The sequence below is a fragment of the Mesorhizobium sp. EU05-FHT14A09 genome (genome assembly GCF_058790995.1).
In genome coordinates this window covers 337,614-353,437 of sequence record NZ_JBYTDF010000005.1, presented here as the reverse complement: position 1 = coordinate 353,437, position 15,824 = coordinate 337,614, and the positions used below count along the sequence as shown (strand labels likewise).

The 15,824-nt window shown below is 60.3% G+C and carries 15 protein-coding genes; 13 read left to right on the top strand and 2 right to left on the bottom strand.

Features of this window, described 5'->3' with window-relative positions; translation table 11 throughout:
* Positions 1-75: 75 nt before the first annotated feature.
* Positions 76-957, top strand: coding sequence for a LysR substrate-binding domain-containing protein (locus AC3WTO_RS19660; RefSeq protein ID WP_492462578.1), 882 nt, complete (start codon positions 76-78; stop codon positions 955-957).
* Positions 958-1,022: 65 nt separating this feature from the next.
* Here the strand turns inward: AC3WTO_RS19660 and AC3WTO_RS19655 are convergent, their stop codons facing one another.
* The gene (locus AC3WTO_RS19655) at positions 1,023-2,177 is read right to left on the bottom strand and encodes a helix-turn-helix domain-containing protein (RefSeq protein WP_492462577.1); all 1,155 of its coding nucleotides are present in this window, start codon (positions 2,175-2,177) and stop codon (positions 1,023-1,025) included.
* Positions 2,178-2,607: 430 nt separating this feature from the next.
* Between AC3WTO_RS19655 and AC3WTO_RS19650 the strand changes: the two genes are divergently transcribed.
* From AC3WTO_RS19650 to AC3WTO_RS19620, 7 genes are all read left to right on the top strand, one after another.
* Positions 2,608-3,621: a UDP-glucuronic acid decarboxylase family protein gene (locus tag AC3WTO_RS19650; RefSeq protein ID WP_492462767.1), complete on the top strand. Its 1,014-nt coding sequence runs from the start codon at positions 2,608-2,610 to the stop codon at positions 3,619-3,621.
* On the top strand, positions 3,621-4,607 hold the full coding sequence (gene galE, locus AC3WTO_RS19645) for a UDP-glucose 4-epimerase GalE (RefSeq protein WP_492462576.1): 987 nt from the start codon (positions 3,621-3,623) through the stop codon (positions 4,605-4,607). Before AC3WTO_RS19650 ends, galE begins: the two co-directional genes overlap by 1 nt.
* Positions 4,604-6,451: a glycosyltransferase family 2 protein gene (locus AC3WTO_RS19640; RefSeq protein ID WP_492462575.1), complete on the top strand. Its 1,848-nt coding sequence runs from the start codon at positions 4,604-4,606 to the stop codon at positions 6,449-6,451. Before galE ends, AC3WTO_RS19640 begins: the two co-directional genes overlap by 4 nt.
* 44 nt (positions 6,452-6,495) lie before the next feature.
* Entirely contained in the window at positions 6,496-7,887 is a 1,392-nt protein-coding gene (locus AC3WTO_RS19635; protein ID WP_492462766.1) for a UDP-glucose dehydrogenase family protein, read from the top strand.
* A 7-nt stretch (positions 7,888-7,894) separates the two neighbouring features.
* A complete protein-coding gene (locus AC3WTO_RS19630) occupies positions 7,895-8,467 on the top strand; it encodes a DUF995 domain-containing protein (protein WP_492462574.1) in 573 nt (190 codons plus the stop codon).
* 15 nt (positions 8,468-8,482) lie between these two features.
* A complete protein-coding gene (locus AC3WTO_RS19625; protein ID WP_492462573.1) occupies positions 8,483-9,445 on the top strand; it encodes a glycoside hydrolase family 26 protein in 963 nt (320 codons plus the stop codon).
* 123 nt (positions 9,446-9,568) lie between these two features.
* A complete protein-coding gene (locus AC3WTO_RS19620; protein WP_492462572.1) occupies positions 9,569-10,081 on the top strand; it encodes a DUF995 domain-containing protein in 513 nt (170 codons plus the stop codon).
* Positions 10,082-10,138: 57 nt separating this feature from the next.
* Here AC3WTO_RS19620 and AC3WTO_RS19615 read toward each other — a convergent pair whose 3' ends face one another.
* A complete protein-coding gene (locus AC3WTO_RS19615; protein WP_492462571.1) occupies positions 10,139-10,474 on the bottom strand; it encodes a hypothetical protein in 336 nt (111 codons plus the stop codon).
* Positions 10,475-10,975: 501 nt separating this feature from the next.
* Here AC3WTO_RS19615 and AC3WTO_RS19610 point away from each other — a divergent pair.
* The 5 genes from AC3WTO_RS19610 (at position 10,976) to AC3WTO_RS19590 (ending at position 15,777) form a co-directional block, all read left to right on the top strand.
* A complete protein-coding gene (locus tag AC3WTO_RS19610; RefSeq protein ID WP_492462570.1) occupies positions 10,976-11,395 on the top strand; it encodes a DUF3088 domain-containing protein in 420 nt (139 codons plus the stop codon).
* Between the two features lie 257 nt (positions 11,396-11,652).
* Positions 11,653-12,639, top strand: a complete 987-nt coding sequence (locus AC3WTO_RS19605; protein ID WP_492462569.1) for an MsnO8 family LLM class oxidoreductase — start codon at positions 11,653-11,655, stop codon at positions 12,637-12,639.
* Positions 12,640-12,671: 32 nt separating this feature from the next.
* A complete protein-coding gene (locus AC3WTO_RS19600; protein WP_492462568.1) occupies positions 12,672-14,024 on the top strand; it encodes an LLM class flavin-dependent oxidoreductase in 1,353 nt (450 codons plus the stop codon).
* Entirely contained in the window at positions 14,024-15,259 is a 1,236-nt protein-coding gene (locus AC3WTO_RS19595; protein WP_492462567.1) for a M20 aminoacylase family protein, read from the top strand. Before AC3WTO_RS19600 ends, AC3WTO_RS19595 begins: the two co-directional genes overlap by 1 nt.
* The gene (locus AC3WTO_RS19590; RefSeq protein ID WP_492462566.1) at positions 15,256-15,777 is read left to right on the top strand and encodes a GNAT family N-acetyltransferase; all 522 of its coding nucleotides are present in this window, start codon (positions 15,256-15,258) and stop codon (positions 15,775-15,777) included. The genes AC3WTO_RS19595 and AC3WTO_RS19590 overlap by 4 nt, the downstream gene beginning before the upstream one ends.
* The last annotated feature ends 47 nt before the right edge of the window (positions 15,778-15,824 follow it).

The window sequence follows — 15,824 nt, the reverse complement described above, 5'->3', positions numbered from 1 at the left end:
AGCACTCATTGTTAAGCCGATGTCGCCCGCATACAACTGAGAAGGATTCCTGGTTTGAATGAATGGATTTCATGAATGGCGAAGTTCCGGCATATACCGCCGACGCAGTTCCTGAAGGGATTTGAAGCGGCGTCTCGGCTCGAGAGCTTCAGCCGCGCCGCAGAGGAACTGGGCCTTACCCAGTCGGCGATCAGTCATCAGATGCGCCTGCTCGAAGGCCATCTCGGTCAGGCTTTGTTCCTGCGCATCGGTCGCGAGGTTCGGTTGACGGACGCCGGGCGCGACTATCAGCGCACCGTGCGTCGCTGCCTCGAATTGATGGAGGAAGGCTATCGGCGTCTTGAGCCCTATCGGAAGCCTGGCAGCGTCGTCATCTATGCGCCACGGGATTTCAGCCGGCGTTGGCTGCTGCATCGTCTGCCATCCCTGCAAGCGGCGGTGCCATCTTGCGAACCCTGGCTGGACACCAGCGGGGCGGAAATCGACTTCGAGACGATGGAGATCGATCTGGCGATCATCCATGCGGAGGCGCCGCCAGAGGGTTGCGAAAGCCTGTTGATCGCCAGGGACATCCTGTCACCGGTTGCAACCGTGGTCCTGGCGAGAAGGCTGATCCATCCCGCCGACCTGCTCGGCATCTCGCTCATTCATGATGAGCGCCCTATCGGCTGGGCCGATTGGTTGCAGAGAGCCGGCGTCGAGGCGAATGGGAGTTGGCATGGAAGCAATTTCAGCGACAACGATCTAGCGCTTGCGGCAGCCGAACTTGGCCAGGGTGTGGCCTTGGGCAGCTTCCCGCTGGTCGAGACGGCGCTCGCAGCGCAAACCCTTGTGCGTCCCTATGAAGATGCGCTTGAGACAGGCCGCGCTTGGTATGCCCTGTCGACGAAGGACCGGCTCAGGGATGCAGATGTTCAGGGGGCTTGGGATTGGTTGGCCGAGCAATGCCAGCTTTAGACGACTTACGGCCGGGCGCTAGGTTCCGGCAAGTTTCGTAGCGGCACTCTGCCTCGGAGCGCATGTCAGCGCCCTAGTTCTCGCAACCATTTCTCGAAAGTCGGGGTTGGTGACTGATCGCCTCGGACGCTGACGGGCAACTGGCCGAGAGCCGCCTTTCGGACTTCGCTCGGGCTCGATCCGAATTCATGGATGAAGGCGCGGGTGAAGTTCGCGGCGACATCGAAGCTGGCCTGCTGGGCGATATCCAGTATGCGCTGGTTGTTGATTGGATCGCTGAGCGCAGCATAAGCGTCCTGCAAGCGCTTCTTGCGGATGTAGTTGAGAACGCCGCCGCTGGCCTCGAACAGCTGATAGAGCCGGGTGCGTGAAATGCCCATCGCACGAGAAATGCTGTCCGGATTGAGGTTCTGCGCACCGAGGTTGCGATGGATGTAGTGGTGTACCCGCTCCATCACACTCAACGTCAATGGATTGACGCCGTTTTGTCGACCGGGTGCTGCCTCCGCAAGGCAGGTAACAAGCATGTCACGTATCGTGAACACGATTTTTGCCAGGTCACTGGCCACCAGCGTTGGCAATCTCGTTTCAACGCTGCCGATGTAGTCGATCAAAAGGGTGGCATAGTTCCCCGAGAAGATCGAATTGTTGGCAGCGACCAGCATGCCCGCGTGGTCTGCGAACAGGTCGTACGGCATATAGAGCAGGGTCACTTCACTTGCGGTGGCCCGCCCGCGATAGGGGTGGCCGAGCGAACGAAAGGTGACGGTATCGCGGCGGCTTTCCACGACATGGCCATCGACCTCGGTCCAGGCATTTCCCTTATGCGGGATGCCGATGTACCAATGATCTATCGAACTCGAGCGTAATTTTTCAGCCGATCGCGTGTAGCGGTATCCATCCGTGCGCTGCCGCACGAGCAACATCTTGCCGAGGTTCCAGGCTGCATGTTCAGCGGCAAAACCGTCCTGTGGTGTCACGCCATCGGGTAATCCGACCTCGGCGATGGGTTCAAGATGCGAGCGCCATATGGCGAATTGCTCTGTAGGTTCCAGTGATGCCGTCGAAAAACGCAAAGGCGTGAGCGCTGGCGGTGTAAGGGCCACCACACTGCTGCTCTGATCAGGCTCGCGCGGCCAACGTCGTCTTTCGACGCGAAGCCCCCCTGTCAGGTCGGGTGAGGCGCTCAACCTGTCAGGCTGGTCTGAACGATCGCTCATTCAGGTTCTCCAACCCAGACTACCTTGCCAAACAAACGTTGCAGCCTTTCAAAAAGTTTCACGGCAAAAGGCTGTTTCTTACAAATACCCTCAGTTTCCGGCGACAATGTGCCGTCGAATCCCTTTCGAAGTCACGCGTATCGCGTGCGCGCGTCGGCGCGCCGACTCCTGCTCAGAGAAATGTACACCGGGATAACTTCTCGGATTCAAGGATAACGACACACTCAGCAGCGTGTGATCTAAATATTAAATGGATAATTTCTAATTAACGACGTTAAATATTATCAAATTTTGGCTGGTATTACTGAACAAAAATCAACGAATTTTATTTCTGCAAAACAACAAAATAAAAAACAGAGTTTGCGTAAAGTCGTTGGAGGCGTTAGTGAGTAGAGTAAGCAGCAATTTATTTCGTTCTGGGCCGGCAAATATTGAGCCGGCTTGGAACGACATTTTGACGATACCGCATGCGAAGTCTTGCAGGACAATTCTCGTTGCTGGCGGCGCGGGATTTCTGGGTTCGCATTTGTGCGAATTCCTCATCCGCCAAGGACATCGGGTTGTCTGCATCGACAATTTCTCCACAGGCAGGCCGGAAAACGTCCGGCATCTGAGGTCGTCGGGGGCCTTCACGCTGCTTCGCCATGATGTTGTTGATCCGATCGACCTGGCGGTCGATGAGATCTACAATCTCGCTTGCCCGGCTTCGCCGCCGCACTATCAGGCCGATCCAATTCACACCACGAAGACCAGCGTGCTCGGCGCGCTGAATCTGCTGGAAAATGCCGCTCTTCACGGCGCCCGCATTTTTCAGGCCTCGACTTCCGAAGTTTATGGCGATCCGAGCGTTCATCCGCAGCCTGAGAGCTACTGGGGCAATGTCAATTCGTTCGGTCCGCGTTCCTGCTACGACGAAGGCAAGCGCTGCGCAGAGACATTGTTTCACGACTTCAATGCGAAACGCGGCGTCGAAGTCAAAATTGTCCGTATTTTCAACACGTATGGACCGCGTATGCGGCCAGACGACGGCCGCGTCATCTCCAACTTCATTGTCCAGGCTCTCAGGGGCGAGGACATCACCCTGTATGGCGACGGATCGCAGACCCGTTCTTTCTGTTTCGTCGATGATTTGATCGACGGGTTCGTGCGCATGATGGCCTCGCCGTCTACGCTTATCGGGCCGATAAATCTGGGCAATCCGGTGGAATTCACGATTGCAGAGCTTGCCGACCAGGTGCTTGCTCTGACCGGTTCGCGCTCGCGCGTTGTCCGCCGTCCATTGCCGGTAGACGATCCACGCCAAAGGCGCCCCGACATTGCGCGGGCCATGTGCGAACTCGACTGGCAGCCGAGAGTGGTGCTGGCTGAGGGATTGAAGAAAACCATCGCCTATTTCGACGCCGCTCTGGCCGCCGAAAGCCGCAGGCTCACCGAGGTGGCGTGATGGGCATCCGGCGTATCCTTGTCACCGGCGGTGCCGGCTTTATTGGAAGCCATGCAGCCAAGCTTCTGCGGTCAAGGGGGCTGGAACCAGTAGTCTATGACAATCTGGCTACGGGAAATCGTTCGTCGGTGCGCTGGGGACCATTCGTACACGGTGACGTGCTGGACACAGTTCATCTGACGCGCACGATGGAAGATTTTCTGCCGGCGGCCGTCATTCATTTTGCCGCCTCGGCCTATGTCGGCGAATCCGTGGAGGATCCTTCCAAATATTACCACAACAATGTTGCCGGCATGCTTTCTCTGCTCGACGCCACCCGACAGGCGGGGGTGGAAAAGGTGATCTTCTCTTCCAGTTGCGCCACCTACGGCGTTCCCGCCAGCCTCCCGATCGCCGAGACCATGCCGCAGGTCCCGATCAATCCCTACGGCAAGACGAAGCTGATCGCGGAACATATGCTGGCCGACTATGCGAGCGCCTTTGGTCTGCACTATGTGGCGCTGCGTTATTTCAACGCCTGTGGAGCCGACCCGGACGGCGAGCTTGGCGAATGGCATGACCCGGAAACCCATCTTATTCCGAGGGCACTGTTGGCCGCAGCCGGCCGCATCGAGCGGCTGGAGGTGTTCGGCGATGACTATGACACTGCCGATGGCACCTGCGTGCGCGACTACGTCCACGTCAGCGATCTTGCCTGGGCGCATGTGCTTGCCTACGAACATCTGGCTCGGGGTGGTGGCAACCTCGCTGTGAATCTCGGCACCGGGCGCGGTGCCTCGATCCTCGAGATCCTCGAAGCCATCGATCGCGTCACCGGACACAGCGTCCCGATCGCTATCCAGCCGCGTCGTGCCGGAGATCCGCCGGCGCTTTATGCCGATCCAAGCCTTGCCCGGTCGACGCTGGGCTTCTCGCCCCAATATTCGGATCTCGACACGATTGTGCGTACGGCAGCCCCCTTCTTCGGATTGGGGGCACGGCCATGACGAAATATCCGGCCAGCGAAGCCCGAAGCGATCGCTCCATGCGGGAGATGTTGCTGTCTCCGGTGCTGACTGGCCGCCACCGTGCGGAATATTTCATCGGCGTCACCTTGTGGTTCGCTGCCTTGAGCTATTTCTGGGCCTGGTGGCTCGAGCCGTCCCACCATTTCAGCCCATTCGGGAGCGCGCTGACCAGCTACGAACTGGCATGGATCACGCTGATGCCGATCTATCTGATCGTGGTGTTCGCGCGTGCTCGGCAACCGAGCGGCCCTTTGCGGATTCCTACGGGCAGTCGTGTGGCCATGGTGGTGACCAAGGCGCCATCGGAACCGTTTCCAGTCGTTGCCGAGACGCTGCGCGCAATGCTGGCCCAGACCGTCAGGCACGATACGTGGCTCGCTGACGAAGACCCGTCACCCGACACCATTGTCTGGTGCCGTTGGCATGGCGTGTTCATTTCGACCAGGCGCGGCCGGCCCGACTACCATCGTCCCACATGGCCACGGCGTACGCGCTGCAAGGAAGGCAATCTCGCGTTTTTCTACGATCACTACGGCTATGACCGCTATGATTTCGTTTCACAGCTGGATGCCGATCATGTGCCGGAGCCCGACTATCTGTGGAACATGCTGCGGCCCTTCGCAGACCCCTCGATAGGCTATGTGTCGGCGCCGAGTATCTGTGATCGCAATGCGGGTCAGAGTTGGTCCGCGCGAGGGCGTCTCTACGCCGAAGCAAGCCTTCATGGTGCCATGCAGGTCGGCCACAACGCCGGGCTCGCTCCGCTCTGTTTCGGATCACACTATGCGGTGCGCACGGCTGCACTCAAGGAAATAGGCGGGCTTGGACCGGAACTGGCCGAGGATCATTCCACGACCTTGATGATGAACGCGCACGGTTGGCGCGGCATCCATGCGGTGAACGCGATCGCACACGGCGACGGTCCCACTACCTTTGCCGATCTCGTCACGCAGGAATTCCAGTGGTCGCGTAGCCTGGTGACGTTGCTGCTGCAACACTCGCCGATCTATGTGCCCCGCCTGCCGCGGCGGTTGCAGTTCCAGTTCCTGTTTTCTCAACTCTGGTATCCGCTCTTTTCCTCGTTGATGGCCCTGATGGTGGCGACACCGGTGATCGCGCTGCTGCGTGGGGAGAATTTCGTAGCGGTCACTTATCCGGATTTCCTGACGCATTTCCTGCCGCAATGGCTGATCCTCATCGGACTGTGCTTCCGCTGGCGCGCTGCAGGATGCTTCAGGCCCGTTGATGCCAAGATCTGGAGCTGGGAAAGTGCATTCTTCCTGCTGGCTCGCTGGCCATGGGCATTGGCCGGCAGTATCGCCGCGCTGCGAGACTGGGTGACCGGGACCTTTGTCGAGTTCCGCGTTACCCCCAAGGGAACGTCGGAAGTCGATCCGCTGCCGTTCAGAGTGTATGCGCCGTATGTGGCGATCGCCGTGGGCTCCGCCTTGCCAGCCCTGTTCGTCGAAGACGCGGGCGCCAGCCGTGGTTTCTATCTTTTCGCCATCATCAACAGCGCGTTCTACGCCCTGCTGACGATCGTCATCCTGATCAAGCATGGTCGCGAAAATCGCATGAAGGCAGTCAGCCGGTTTTATCGCCCGGCGATGACCGCGGGCATTCTGTCGATGATCGCGCTGCCTGCTTTTGCCGCGGTCGTACACGGCCGCGAGAGCGTCGAGGTGCTCGCCTGGGGTGGGCAACATCTGCAGCTGTTCGAGGAACGCTATTCCGCTGCCGGCGCCGGTATCGGCCGTACGGAACTGCGCAAGACGGTGTTCAGGCCGCATTGGCGCTGGGCGATCGAAGATACGACGGAATGAGTGTTGAAACGCGTAGTCGGGGGCGCCGCAAGGCGTTGGGTGCCATGAAGATCGCAGTCATTGGAACAGGTTATGTCGGCCTCGTCAGCGGGACCTGTCTTGCCGAGTGGGGTCATGAGGTAATCTGCGTCGACAAGAACGCCGACAAGATCGCGGGCCTCATCAAGGGGCGAATGCCCATCTACGAGCCTGATCTCGACGAGCTGGTGGCGCGCAATCAGGCTGCGGGAAGGCTTGGCTTTAGCTGCGATCTCGCAGCGGCGGTAACGAACGCGCAGGTGGTGTTCATTGCAGTCGGCACGCCGTCACGGGCTGGGCAAGGTGATGCCGATCTCTCATTTGTTTACATGGCAGCGCGTGAAATGGCGCCGTTCCTCGCCGAAGGTGCGGTGGTGGCGGTCAAATCCACTGTCCCTGTCAGCACGGGTGACGCCGTGGAAAAGATCATTGCTCACGCGCGTCCGCTCGGATCATTTTCGGTTGCCTCCAATCCGGAGTTCCTGCGCGAAGGCGTGGCGATCGGCGATTTCATGAAGCCTGACCGGGTCGTCGTCGGTGTCGAGGACGGTCGCGCGCGGGTTGTGATGGCGGCGCTCTACAAGCAGGCTCTGGGCGACATCCCACTTGTCTTTACCGACAGGCGCACGGCGGAACTCATCAAATATGCGGCCAATGCCTTCCTGGCCACCAAGATCACATTCATCAACGAGCTGGCCGACTTGTGCGAGAAGGTGGGAAGCAATGTAAGCGAGCTGGCGCTGGGCATGGGGCTCGATCGGCGCATTGGCACCAGCTTCCTCAATGCCGGGCCAGGCTACGGCGGATCCTGCTTTCCGAAGGATACCTTGGCGTTGCTGAGGATCGCTCAGGACTATGGTGTGGTTCTGCGCATCGTGGAGGAAACGATCGTTGCCAACGAGGCCCGCAAGCGAAAGATGGCGTTGAAGGTCATCGAGGCTGTCGGCGGTGATGTCGAGGGTTTGACGATTGCTGTGCTCGGGCTGACCTTCAAGCCCGACACCGATGATATGCGCGAGGCACCTTCGGTTCCGCTGATCGAGACCTTGCAACGGTATGGCGCCGTCGTCCGCGCCTATGACCCGGTCGGGCTGCAAAATGCCGCACGCCTGCTGGAGGATGTCACCCTTCTGGACGATCCCTACGAATGCGCCCGCAATTCTGATGCGGTGGTGGTGCTCACCGAATGGGACAGCATCCGCCGCATCGACCTAGGCCGTCTCAGGCGGCTGGTGCGGACGCCGGTGCTCATCGATCTGCGTAGTGCGTTCGAGCCGGGCGCGGCGTCCGCCGCAGGTTTCCACGTTTCGGTGATTGGGCAACGGTGCGAGCCGGTGGAATGGGCGGACCTGGCGACCGAGGAATCGGATTTCGAAAAGGCGGATGCCGGTTTGCCCCGCATGCTGCGCGGAAAGTGAGGGCCAGATGACCAATCCTCTCATCGATTGCTTTGCGCGGGGTGGCATGGCGGTTGCCGGTCTCGGTCTCGCACTTGGGTATGGACCGGCATTTGCCGCCGAAGCAGTTGCAGTGCCAGCGCAGGCGAGGGCTATGACTGCGCTGGAACTGCATGACCTGTATCGGGACAAAACCTGGCAGTGGGGCGATGGCGCGGGGCGCTTCCAGGAAGAGGGACGCATTTTCCGGGCCTGGTCGGGCAATGGGGCCAAAGCCAGTTGGGCTGTGGGCCGCTGGACGCTGACCAATGATGGGCAGCTATGCCTGAGGGCCGTATGGCACAGCCCCGGCGGCAGCTCCCCCAACAAGACCTGCTTCCGTCACATGTTTCACGACGGTACGGTCTATCAGAAGAAAGAGCCGTCCGGCGCCTGGTATGTGTTCAAGCACGCGGCGCTCGACAAGGACGACGAGTACCGCAAGCTCGTCACGCAAGACACGGTGAGCGCCAAAGTGCAGGCCAGTAGGCCCGTGGCGCAAGCAACAACAACCCCAAAAACCGTACCGCTTCCGACGCCAGCGCCGGTCGGTGCGCAGTAGTAGCGGAGAACGACAATGAGAAGGAAATTGGCAGTTATCGCGCTTTCGTGCGCGGGCTTGATGCTGAACGGGGTAGGCCTGGCGGCCAACAAACGCCCTCTCGGTGTTCCAAATGAAAACTCGGCGACGGCGACCATGCCGTCCGACAAGCGTCCGGTGATCACGCCGACATCCGTAGGCTTCGGGGCTTATGATCCTCACGGTGATTTCGGAGATGATCCAAACTCCAAGATCGAACATCTCTTCCTGCCGTGGGAAGACGTCGATCTTCGTACGCTCGAGTTGGCCGACGACTATGCTCAGAAACGCGGGCGTTCGCTGCTGGTCACCGTCGAGCCATGGTCATGGTCGCCCAACTGGCGCCTGACATCGTCGCAATTGCTGCACAGCATTTTGAGCGGAGAACGGGACGGGTATATGGCCGCAGTCTGTACCGAAGCCGCGAAGCTGAAAAGCGATGTCACCATCCGCTGGGCGCAGGAAATGGACGAGACCAACAACCAGTTCACCTGGGCGCACTGGAATCCTCCGGACTATGCGAAAGCCTATCAGCGCATGGTGACGGTGTGCCGCGAGCACAACAAGACCGCCAAATACATGTGGTCACCATTGGGGAACGAAGGGCTGGAGGCGTTTTATCCCGGCACAAATTTCGTCGACATCGTCGGCCTGTCGGTGTTCGGTTACCAACCTTACGACCAGGGCGTCATTGGTCATGAAACGAGTTTTGTCGAGCAGATGCGGGAGAAGTACGCCCGTGTCAAAGGCTTCGGCAAACCAATCGTTGTTGCTGAGCTCGGCTACGAGGGGGATGCCGGCTATGTCAAGGATTGGGCACAGACCGTCGCCAAATCGTATCCAGAGTTTCCCAAGTTGAAGGCCGTCGTCTACTTCAACGATCGCGAGGTCTATCCCTGGCCGAAAGGGTATGGCCTGCCCAACTGGCGTGTGGTGCAGACGCGCGAAGCATCCAATTGAATGAAGGCTGGGGCGTTTCCGGCTTTGTCGGAAACGCGGAAACGCTCTCTTTGGTTTACGCAATTCCGAACGCAAAACCGCTGTGCGCTTTTGCTGGAATTGCTCTTGGGTGGGAGAACAGAGATGACCCGTGCAAACGGACTGATCATGGTTGCAGCGTTGGTCGGGATGGCATGCGTTGCGACTGTTGCCGCTTCAGCGGCGCCAAGTGCGGCCACGATCAAGCAGGCAGAGCCGCTCGGCAACGAAGACCTTTACCGGCTGTACAGCCAGCGATCGTGGATATGGAAGGACGGCGCCGGCTACTTTGCGGTGCCACAACGCCGCTTTTCAGCCTGGACGGGGAAAGGCAGGAGCGCCTCGTACGGGGTAGGGAGCTGGTTCATTGCCGATGCCGGAAAGCTCTGCTTCAGAGCGGACTGGTATGCCAGAAGCGGTACTGCGCCGGCTCTCACCTGTTTCAGTCACCGCAGGAAGGGCAACGTCATATTCCAGAAGCGTGAGCCGGAGGGCGACTGGTATGTCTTTGCAAACGCGCCCGTCAGGAGAGGCGACGAAGTAACCAGGCTGCGCCGGGGCGACTACGTCTTCGCGAAGTTAGGCAAGGTCGAAAGCAAGCTGGGGCTCAAGCGCTGATCAGAACCGGCAGTTGGTCGAACAGCTGCCGGTTCTGCATAGACGAGGCCCGACGTCTCAACTGCGAAGGAAGCAGTGCGAGGTCTGTCCGAAGCCGCTCGGCGAGCAGATATGCGGCGCACGGCCATAGAAACGCACACTGTCGGAAACCTTCTGTGTGCTCCTGGCCATCGTCGTATGGCGTCTGGCGGCAACGACCTTGCGCTTGGGCTTGATCGCCTCGGCCGTAAAGGCATGGCTTGTCTGCGTGGTGATGGATGCGGATTTTACATTGCTGTCGGTTATGGAGTTGCAGCCTGTCAGGGCCATTGTCGCGATCGCAGCAAAAAGCAGTGGAACCGCGTGAAGCTTACTGCCAGCCCGGGAGGGGGCAGCCTTCGAAATCGAAGCCATCCTGTCATTCCTCATTGGTAGGGGCATGCACGTATGCAACCGAGGGATACACCGAGTCGCTTAAGACACGGTGGAAACAACCTCGCAAATGCACAGCTTTCACCGAGCGCGTTCTTAATGACTTGCGTGGATGTTTCGTCTGAGCGGCGCTGGTCGATTTGACCCGCGGCCGTAGCGCCGTCTCGATTGCCGGGCCCTTCTAACGTCGTTTTCCGATGTTCGACAGGGGAAAATAGTCGCAGGCACCGAACGACCGAAACATGCCTGGGCCGATGCGCAGGAAGGCCCGGTAGCGTCCAGCAGGTCATCGGCGTATGCGCATTCCGGTTGCCCCCGGAATCTATCGACAACGACACCTGCGCAAAAATCGTTCGCAGCAAACGCCGGAGAGAGGGCCGGTTTCCTTTCCCATCCCTGCAATCTCCACAAGAGTTTGTATCAATATCGGAGGGCTGTATGGGCTTTCCCCGATGCGCTTCACTCGGTCGAGGCTGAAACAGGATGCCTTTCCAGCTCGGGTGCGTGCGTCTACGCGATGGACATGGATGGGATACTCCTTTGACAACGAGCCACCTGCAAAAACCGCTGCTTTTCCTGCTGACCCCCAATTTCGAGGATGCGGCGTATCCGCAGCAACGCTTCTTCTGCCGGCATTCGGCGCTGGTCGAAGGTGTGATTGCCTCGTTTCCGGCGCTCGAGGACGTGCTGGATATCCGGCGGATTGATTTCAAACGGCCGCGTGCCGAAGTTGTCGCCTTGGTGGGGGAGGCGAACCAGGCATTGCCTATCCTGATATTGCCGCCGGGTGAAACGTCCGGGCAGGCTTCTGGTGAAGCCGGCGGCAGACAATTCGTCGCCGGCGCCGAACCGATCCTCACGGCTCTCGTGGAGCGCGAGTTCATCCCGCCGGCTCATCCATAGAGGGCTTCCGTGCTCCACGAGACGGCTCGGATTCCAGTTCCACGCAATTCCGAACGGAAAACCGCCACGCACCTTTCCTGGAATTGCTTTGAAGGCGGCCTACCGTCTTTCGTCAAAGCGAGCGAGGCATTCCGGATTTTGCTCGCAGGCTGAAAGGCTTTTCTCCATAAGCCGGCAATTTCGCCAAAGAGTCTATAAAATCTATCGAATTAATCGACTAAAATCCTGGGCGGTGCGGTGACGAAGAAGGGGATGACATGTCCTACGTTTTGAGTGCCTTGGATAAGAGCCCGCTTGTCGGCCAGGACAGCCCGACCGATGCGCTGAAGCGCACCATCGCGCTGGCCCAGCTGGCGGAGCGCCTCGGCTATCATCGCTTCTGGGTGGCGGAGCATCACAACGTTCCCGATCTCGCCAGTTCGTCGCCGGAGATCCTGATCTCCCATCTGCTCGCCCACACCAGCCGCATCAGGATCGGTTCGGGCGGCGTCATGCTGCAGCACTACAGTGCCTACAAAGTGGCCGAGAACTTCAACCTGCTTGCCGCGCTGGCGCCAGGTCGTGTTGACCTCGGTGTCGGCAAGGCGCCGGGCGGCCTGCCGCTTTCTACCCGCGCACTGCAGGCGGATCGCGATCCGGCGCGCAAGCCGGACTTCGCACAGCAGATTGCCGAGCTTGGCGCATATCTCGACCGCAAAGGGCCGGTCGAAGGACTGGCCGCTACGCCATTGCCAACGATTGCGCCGCAGCGCTTCCTGCTCGGCGCCAGCGTAGAGAGCGCGGAACTCGCCGCAGCGCATGGCTGGGAGTTCGTCTTCGCGCGCCATCTCAACGGTGACGACGCCCTGCTCGATGCAGTGGCTTCGACCTATCACAGCATCGCCGGTAAGGCGCCGATCGTGGCTGTATCCGCGATCGTTTCGGAATATGCCGGCGAGGCCATCGCTGAAGCGGAAAACACCAAGCTGTTCAAGGTGCATGTGCCGGGCGCACAGAGCGTGACGGTCGGCAGCGCGGAGCAGGCCGAGGAATATGCACGCCAGATCGGCGCCGCCGAATACCGTATCGAACCGAAGCAGTCGAGCGTGATCGCGGGCACTCCCGATCAGGTGTGGTCCGAGTTCGATCGCCTGGCCGGCCGCTACGGCATTGCCGAGTTCATCGTCGAACCGGCCGTCAATGGCTCCTGGCGCCTTGCCACGCTGGAGCTCCTGGCGCGGCGGCGTTCGGCTGTCGCGGCTTAAGGCAACCCGCCCCGGGGAGAAGGATTCGCGCCATGAGTGAAAAACGCATTCCGTTCGGCATCATGCTGCAAGGTCCAGGTGGCCATATGAATGCCTGGCGGCACCCAAGCGTGCCGGTCGATGCCAGTACCAATTTCGACTATTACGTCAGGACCGCCAGGCAAGCTGAGGCGGCCGGCATCGCTTTCGCGTTCGTGGCCGACGGGCTCTACATCAACGAACAGTCGATCCCGCATTTCCTCAACCGGTTCGAGCCGATCGTGCTGCTGTCGGCCCTGGCCGTCGCAACCGACCGCATCGGTTTGGTCGGGACATTGTCGACCTCCTACAGCGATCCGTTCACGGTGGCACGGCAGTTCGGTTCCGTCGACCTGGTGAGCGGCGGTCGCGCCGGATGGAATGCAGTGACGTCCCCACTGGAAGGCTCGGCCAAGAATTATGGCCGCGACAAGCATCCCGAGCATGCGCTGCGCTATCAAATAGCCGCCGAGCACATCGAGATCGTCAAGGGCTTATGGGATTCCTGGGACGACGATGCCTTCGTGCGTGATCGCGAGACCGGCCAGTATGTCGATTTCTCCAGGATGCACCGCCTTGACTACAAGGGGCAGTTCCACTCGGCTGAAGGACCGCTCAATCTTGGCCGCTCTGCCCAGGGGCAGCCAGTGCTGTTCCAGGCAGGCGCTTCCGAGGATGGGGTCTCGCTGGGCGGGCGTCATGCGGACGCTGTCTTTGCCGGTGCCGACTCCTTCGAGGAAAACAAGGCACTTTCCCGCCGGCTGAAAGATGCCGCGATAGCGCATGGCCGCGGTGCCGACGACATCAAGATATTCCCGGGCATTGCACCGATCGTCGGAGCCACCGAGGCGGAGGCAGAGCGAAAATATCACCAGATCCGCGATCTCGTCAGCGTGCCGGAAGCGCTGCGTTATCTCGGCCGCTTCTTCGATCATCACGATTTTGCGGCCTATCCGCTCGATGAGCCGTTCCCGGATCTCGGCGACATTGGCCAGAACAACTTCCGCTCGACCACCGATCGCATCAAGCGGACTGCCCGCGAGCGCGGTCAGACGCTGCGGGAAGTCGCTCTGGAAGTGGCAACACCACGGACGAAGTTCATCGGCACGCCCGAAAAGGTGGCGGATGAGATCACTCGCTGGGTCGATGGCGGCGCGGCCGACGGCTTCGTTCTTTCCTTCCAGGTGATCACCGAAGGGTTGGAAGATTTCGTGGGGCACGTCCTGCCGCTGCTCGAGGCGCGCGGCCGCCATAGCAGCAAGTTGACCGGCAAAACACTGCGCGATCATCTAGGCCTACCCTTCAAGGAAAGTCGCTACCAGCATCCCGGCGACGAGGCAAAGTCGGCGGCGGAGCGCGCTGCCTGATGACCATTCACCAAGCCGCTCCGGTCAAGGACGACGTCGCTTCCACGCTTCTCGGCTATCGCGATGAATTCGTCGCCTTGCGCCACAGGCTGCATAGCGAGCCGGAAATGGGGTTCCGGGAAGTGAAAACCTCGGCGCTTGTGGCCGAGTTGCTGGAAGCCTGGGGCTATGAAGTAACGCGTGGCGTCGGCAAGACCGGCGTTGTCGGCACATTGCGCAACGGCGACGGCAATGCCGCGATCGGCATACGGGCCGACATGGACGCGCTGCCCATCGTGGAGGCAACCGACCTTGCCTATGCCAGCACAACGCCGGGCACCATGCATGCCTGCGGTCATGATGGTCACACGGCAATCCTGCTGGCTGCCGCGCGCTATCTTGCCGAAACCCGGAAATTCTCCGGAACGTTCCGGGCGATCTTCCAACCCTCGGAAGAGGGGGGCGCCGGCGCCCGCGCCATGATCGGCGACGGACTGTTCGAGCGCTTCCCAGTGGACACGGTCTTCGGATTGCACAATTGGCCCGGCGTACCGGCCGGCCAGTTCGGTTTCCGCTCCGGCCCGACGATGGCTTCGGTCGACCTCGTCATCATCCGCGTCATCGGCAAAGGCGGTCACGGCGCAAAACCGGCGCAAGCGGTCGATCCGATCGTTGCGGCGGCTTCACTGGTGCTGGCGCTCCAGACCGTCGTCTCGCGTAATGTCGACCCGCTCGAGACCGCTGTCGTGACCGTCGGCACCATCAATGGCGGCATTGCCGCCAACGTCATACCCGACAGCGTCGAGCTGAAGCTGACGGTGCGTAGCTTCAACGAAGCCGTGCGTGAGCAGATCAAGGCCCGCATCATCGCCCTGGCCGAGGCACAGGCCGAGAGCTATGGCGCAAGGGTCGAGATCAGTTATCCACGCGGCTACTCCACGCTGGTCAATCACGAGCGGGAAACAACGTTTGCGCGCCAGGTTGCGTCCCGTCACTTCGGCGAACGGCGGCTGGAGCCTGACTTTCGGCCGATCACGGCAAGCGAGGACTTCGCCTTCATGCTGCAGGAGCGACCGGGCAGCTATCTCTTCGTCGGCAATGGCGACAGCGCCGACCTGCACAGCCCGCGCTACGATTTCAACGACGACATCCTGATCGATGCCGCCCGCTACTGGGTACATCTGGTGCAGGACTATCTGGCCGACCGCAACGGCAGCCCCCCAATCCTCACGCCTGAAGGAACCGACGCGCCATGACCGACGGCTTTCTTTACACGACCCCCCTCGATCCGCGCGCGCAGCCGCTGATCGAGGCTCTGACCTGGGAATATGAGACGCGTTACGGCAATTATTGGGGCGAGCCGGCGGGCGCCGAAATGGCGCGTTACCCCGCCGAACTGTTTGCTCCACCCCATGGCGCTTTCGTCCTGCTGATCCGCGACGGCAAGGCCATCGCGGGTGGTGCCTTCAAGCGTTATGACGAACGCACCGCGGAACTCAAACGTGTCTGGACCCATATCGATCTGCGTCGGCAAGGGCTGGCGCGCGTCATCCTGGCGGAACTCGAGGCACAGGCCGCGCGACAGGGCTACGGCAGAATCTACCTGACGACCGGCTTTCGCCAGCCCGAAGCCGCGGGCCTCTATCTCAACTCCGGCTACACCGCGCTGTTCGACACGACCGTCGATCCGGAAATCCACGGATCGCTGCCTTTCGAGAAGGATATCAGCGCACTGACTGTCGCAGCAATCGAGCCCATCCGCAAAGCGAGTTGAACGGGTTTTAGCGAAGAGATTCAGTAATTGAGATTTCGATTTGAATA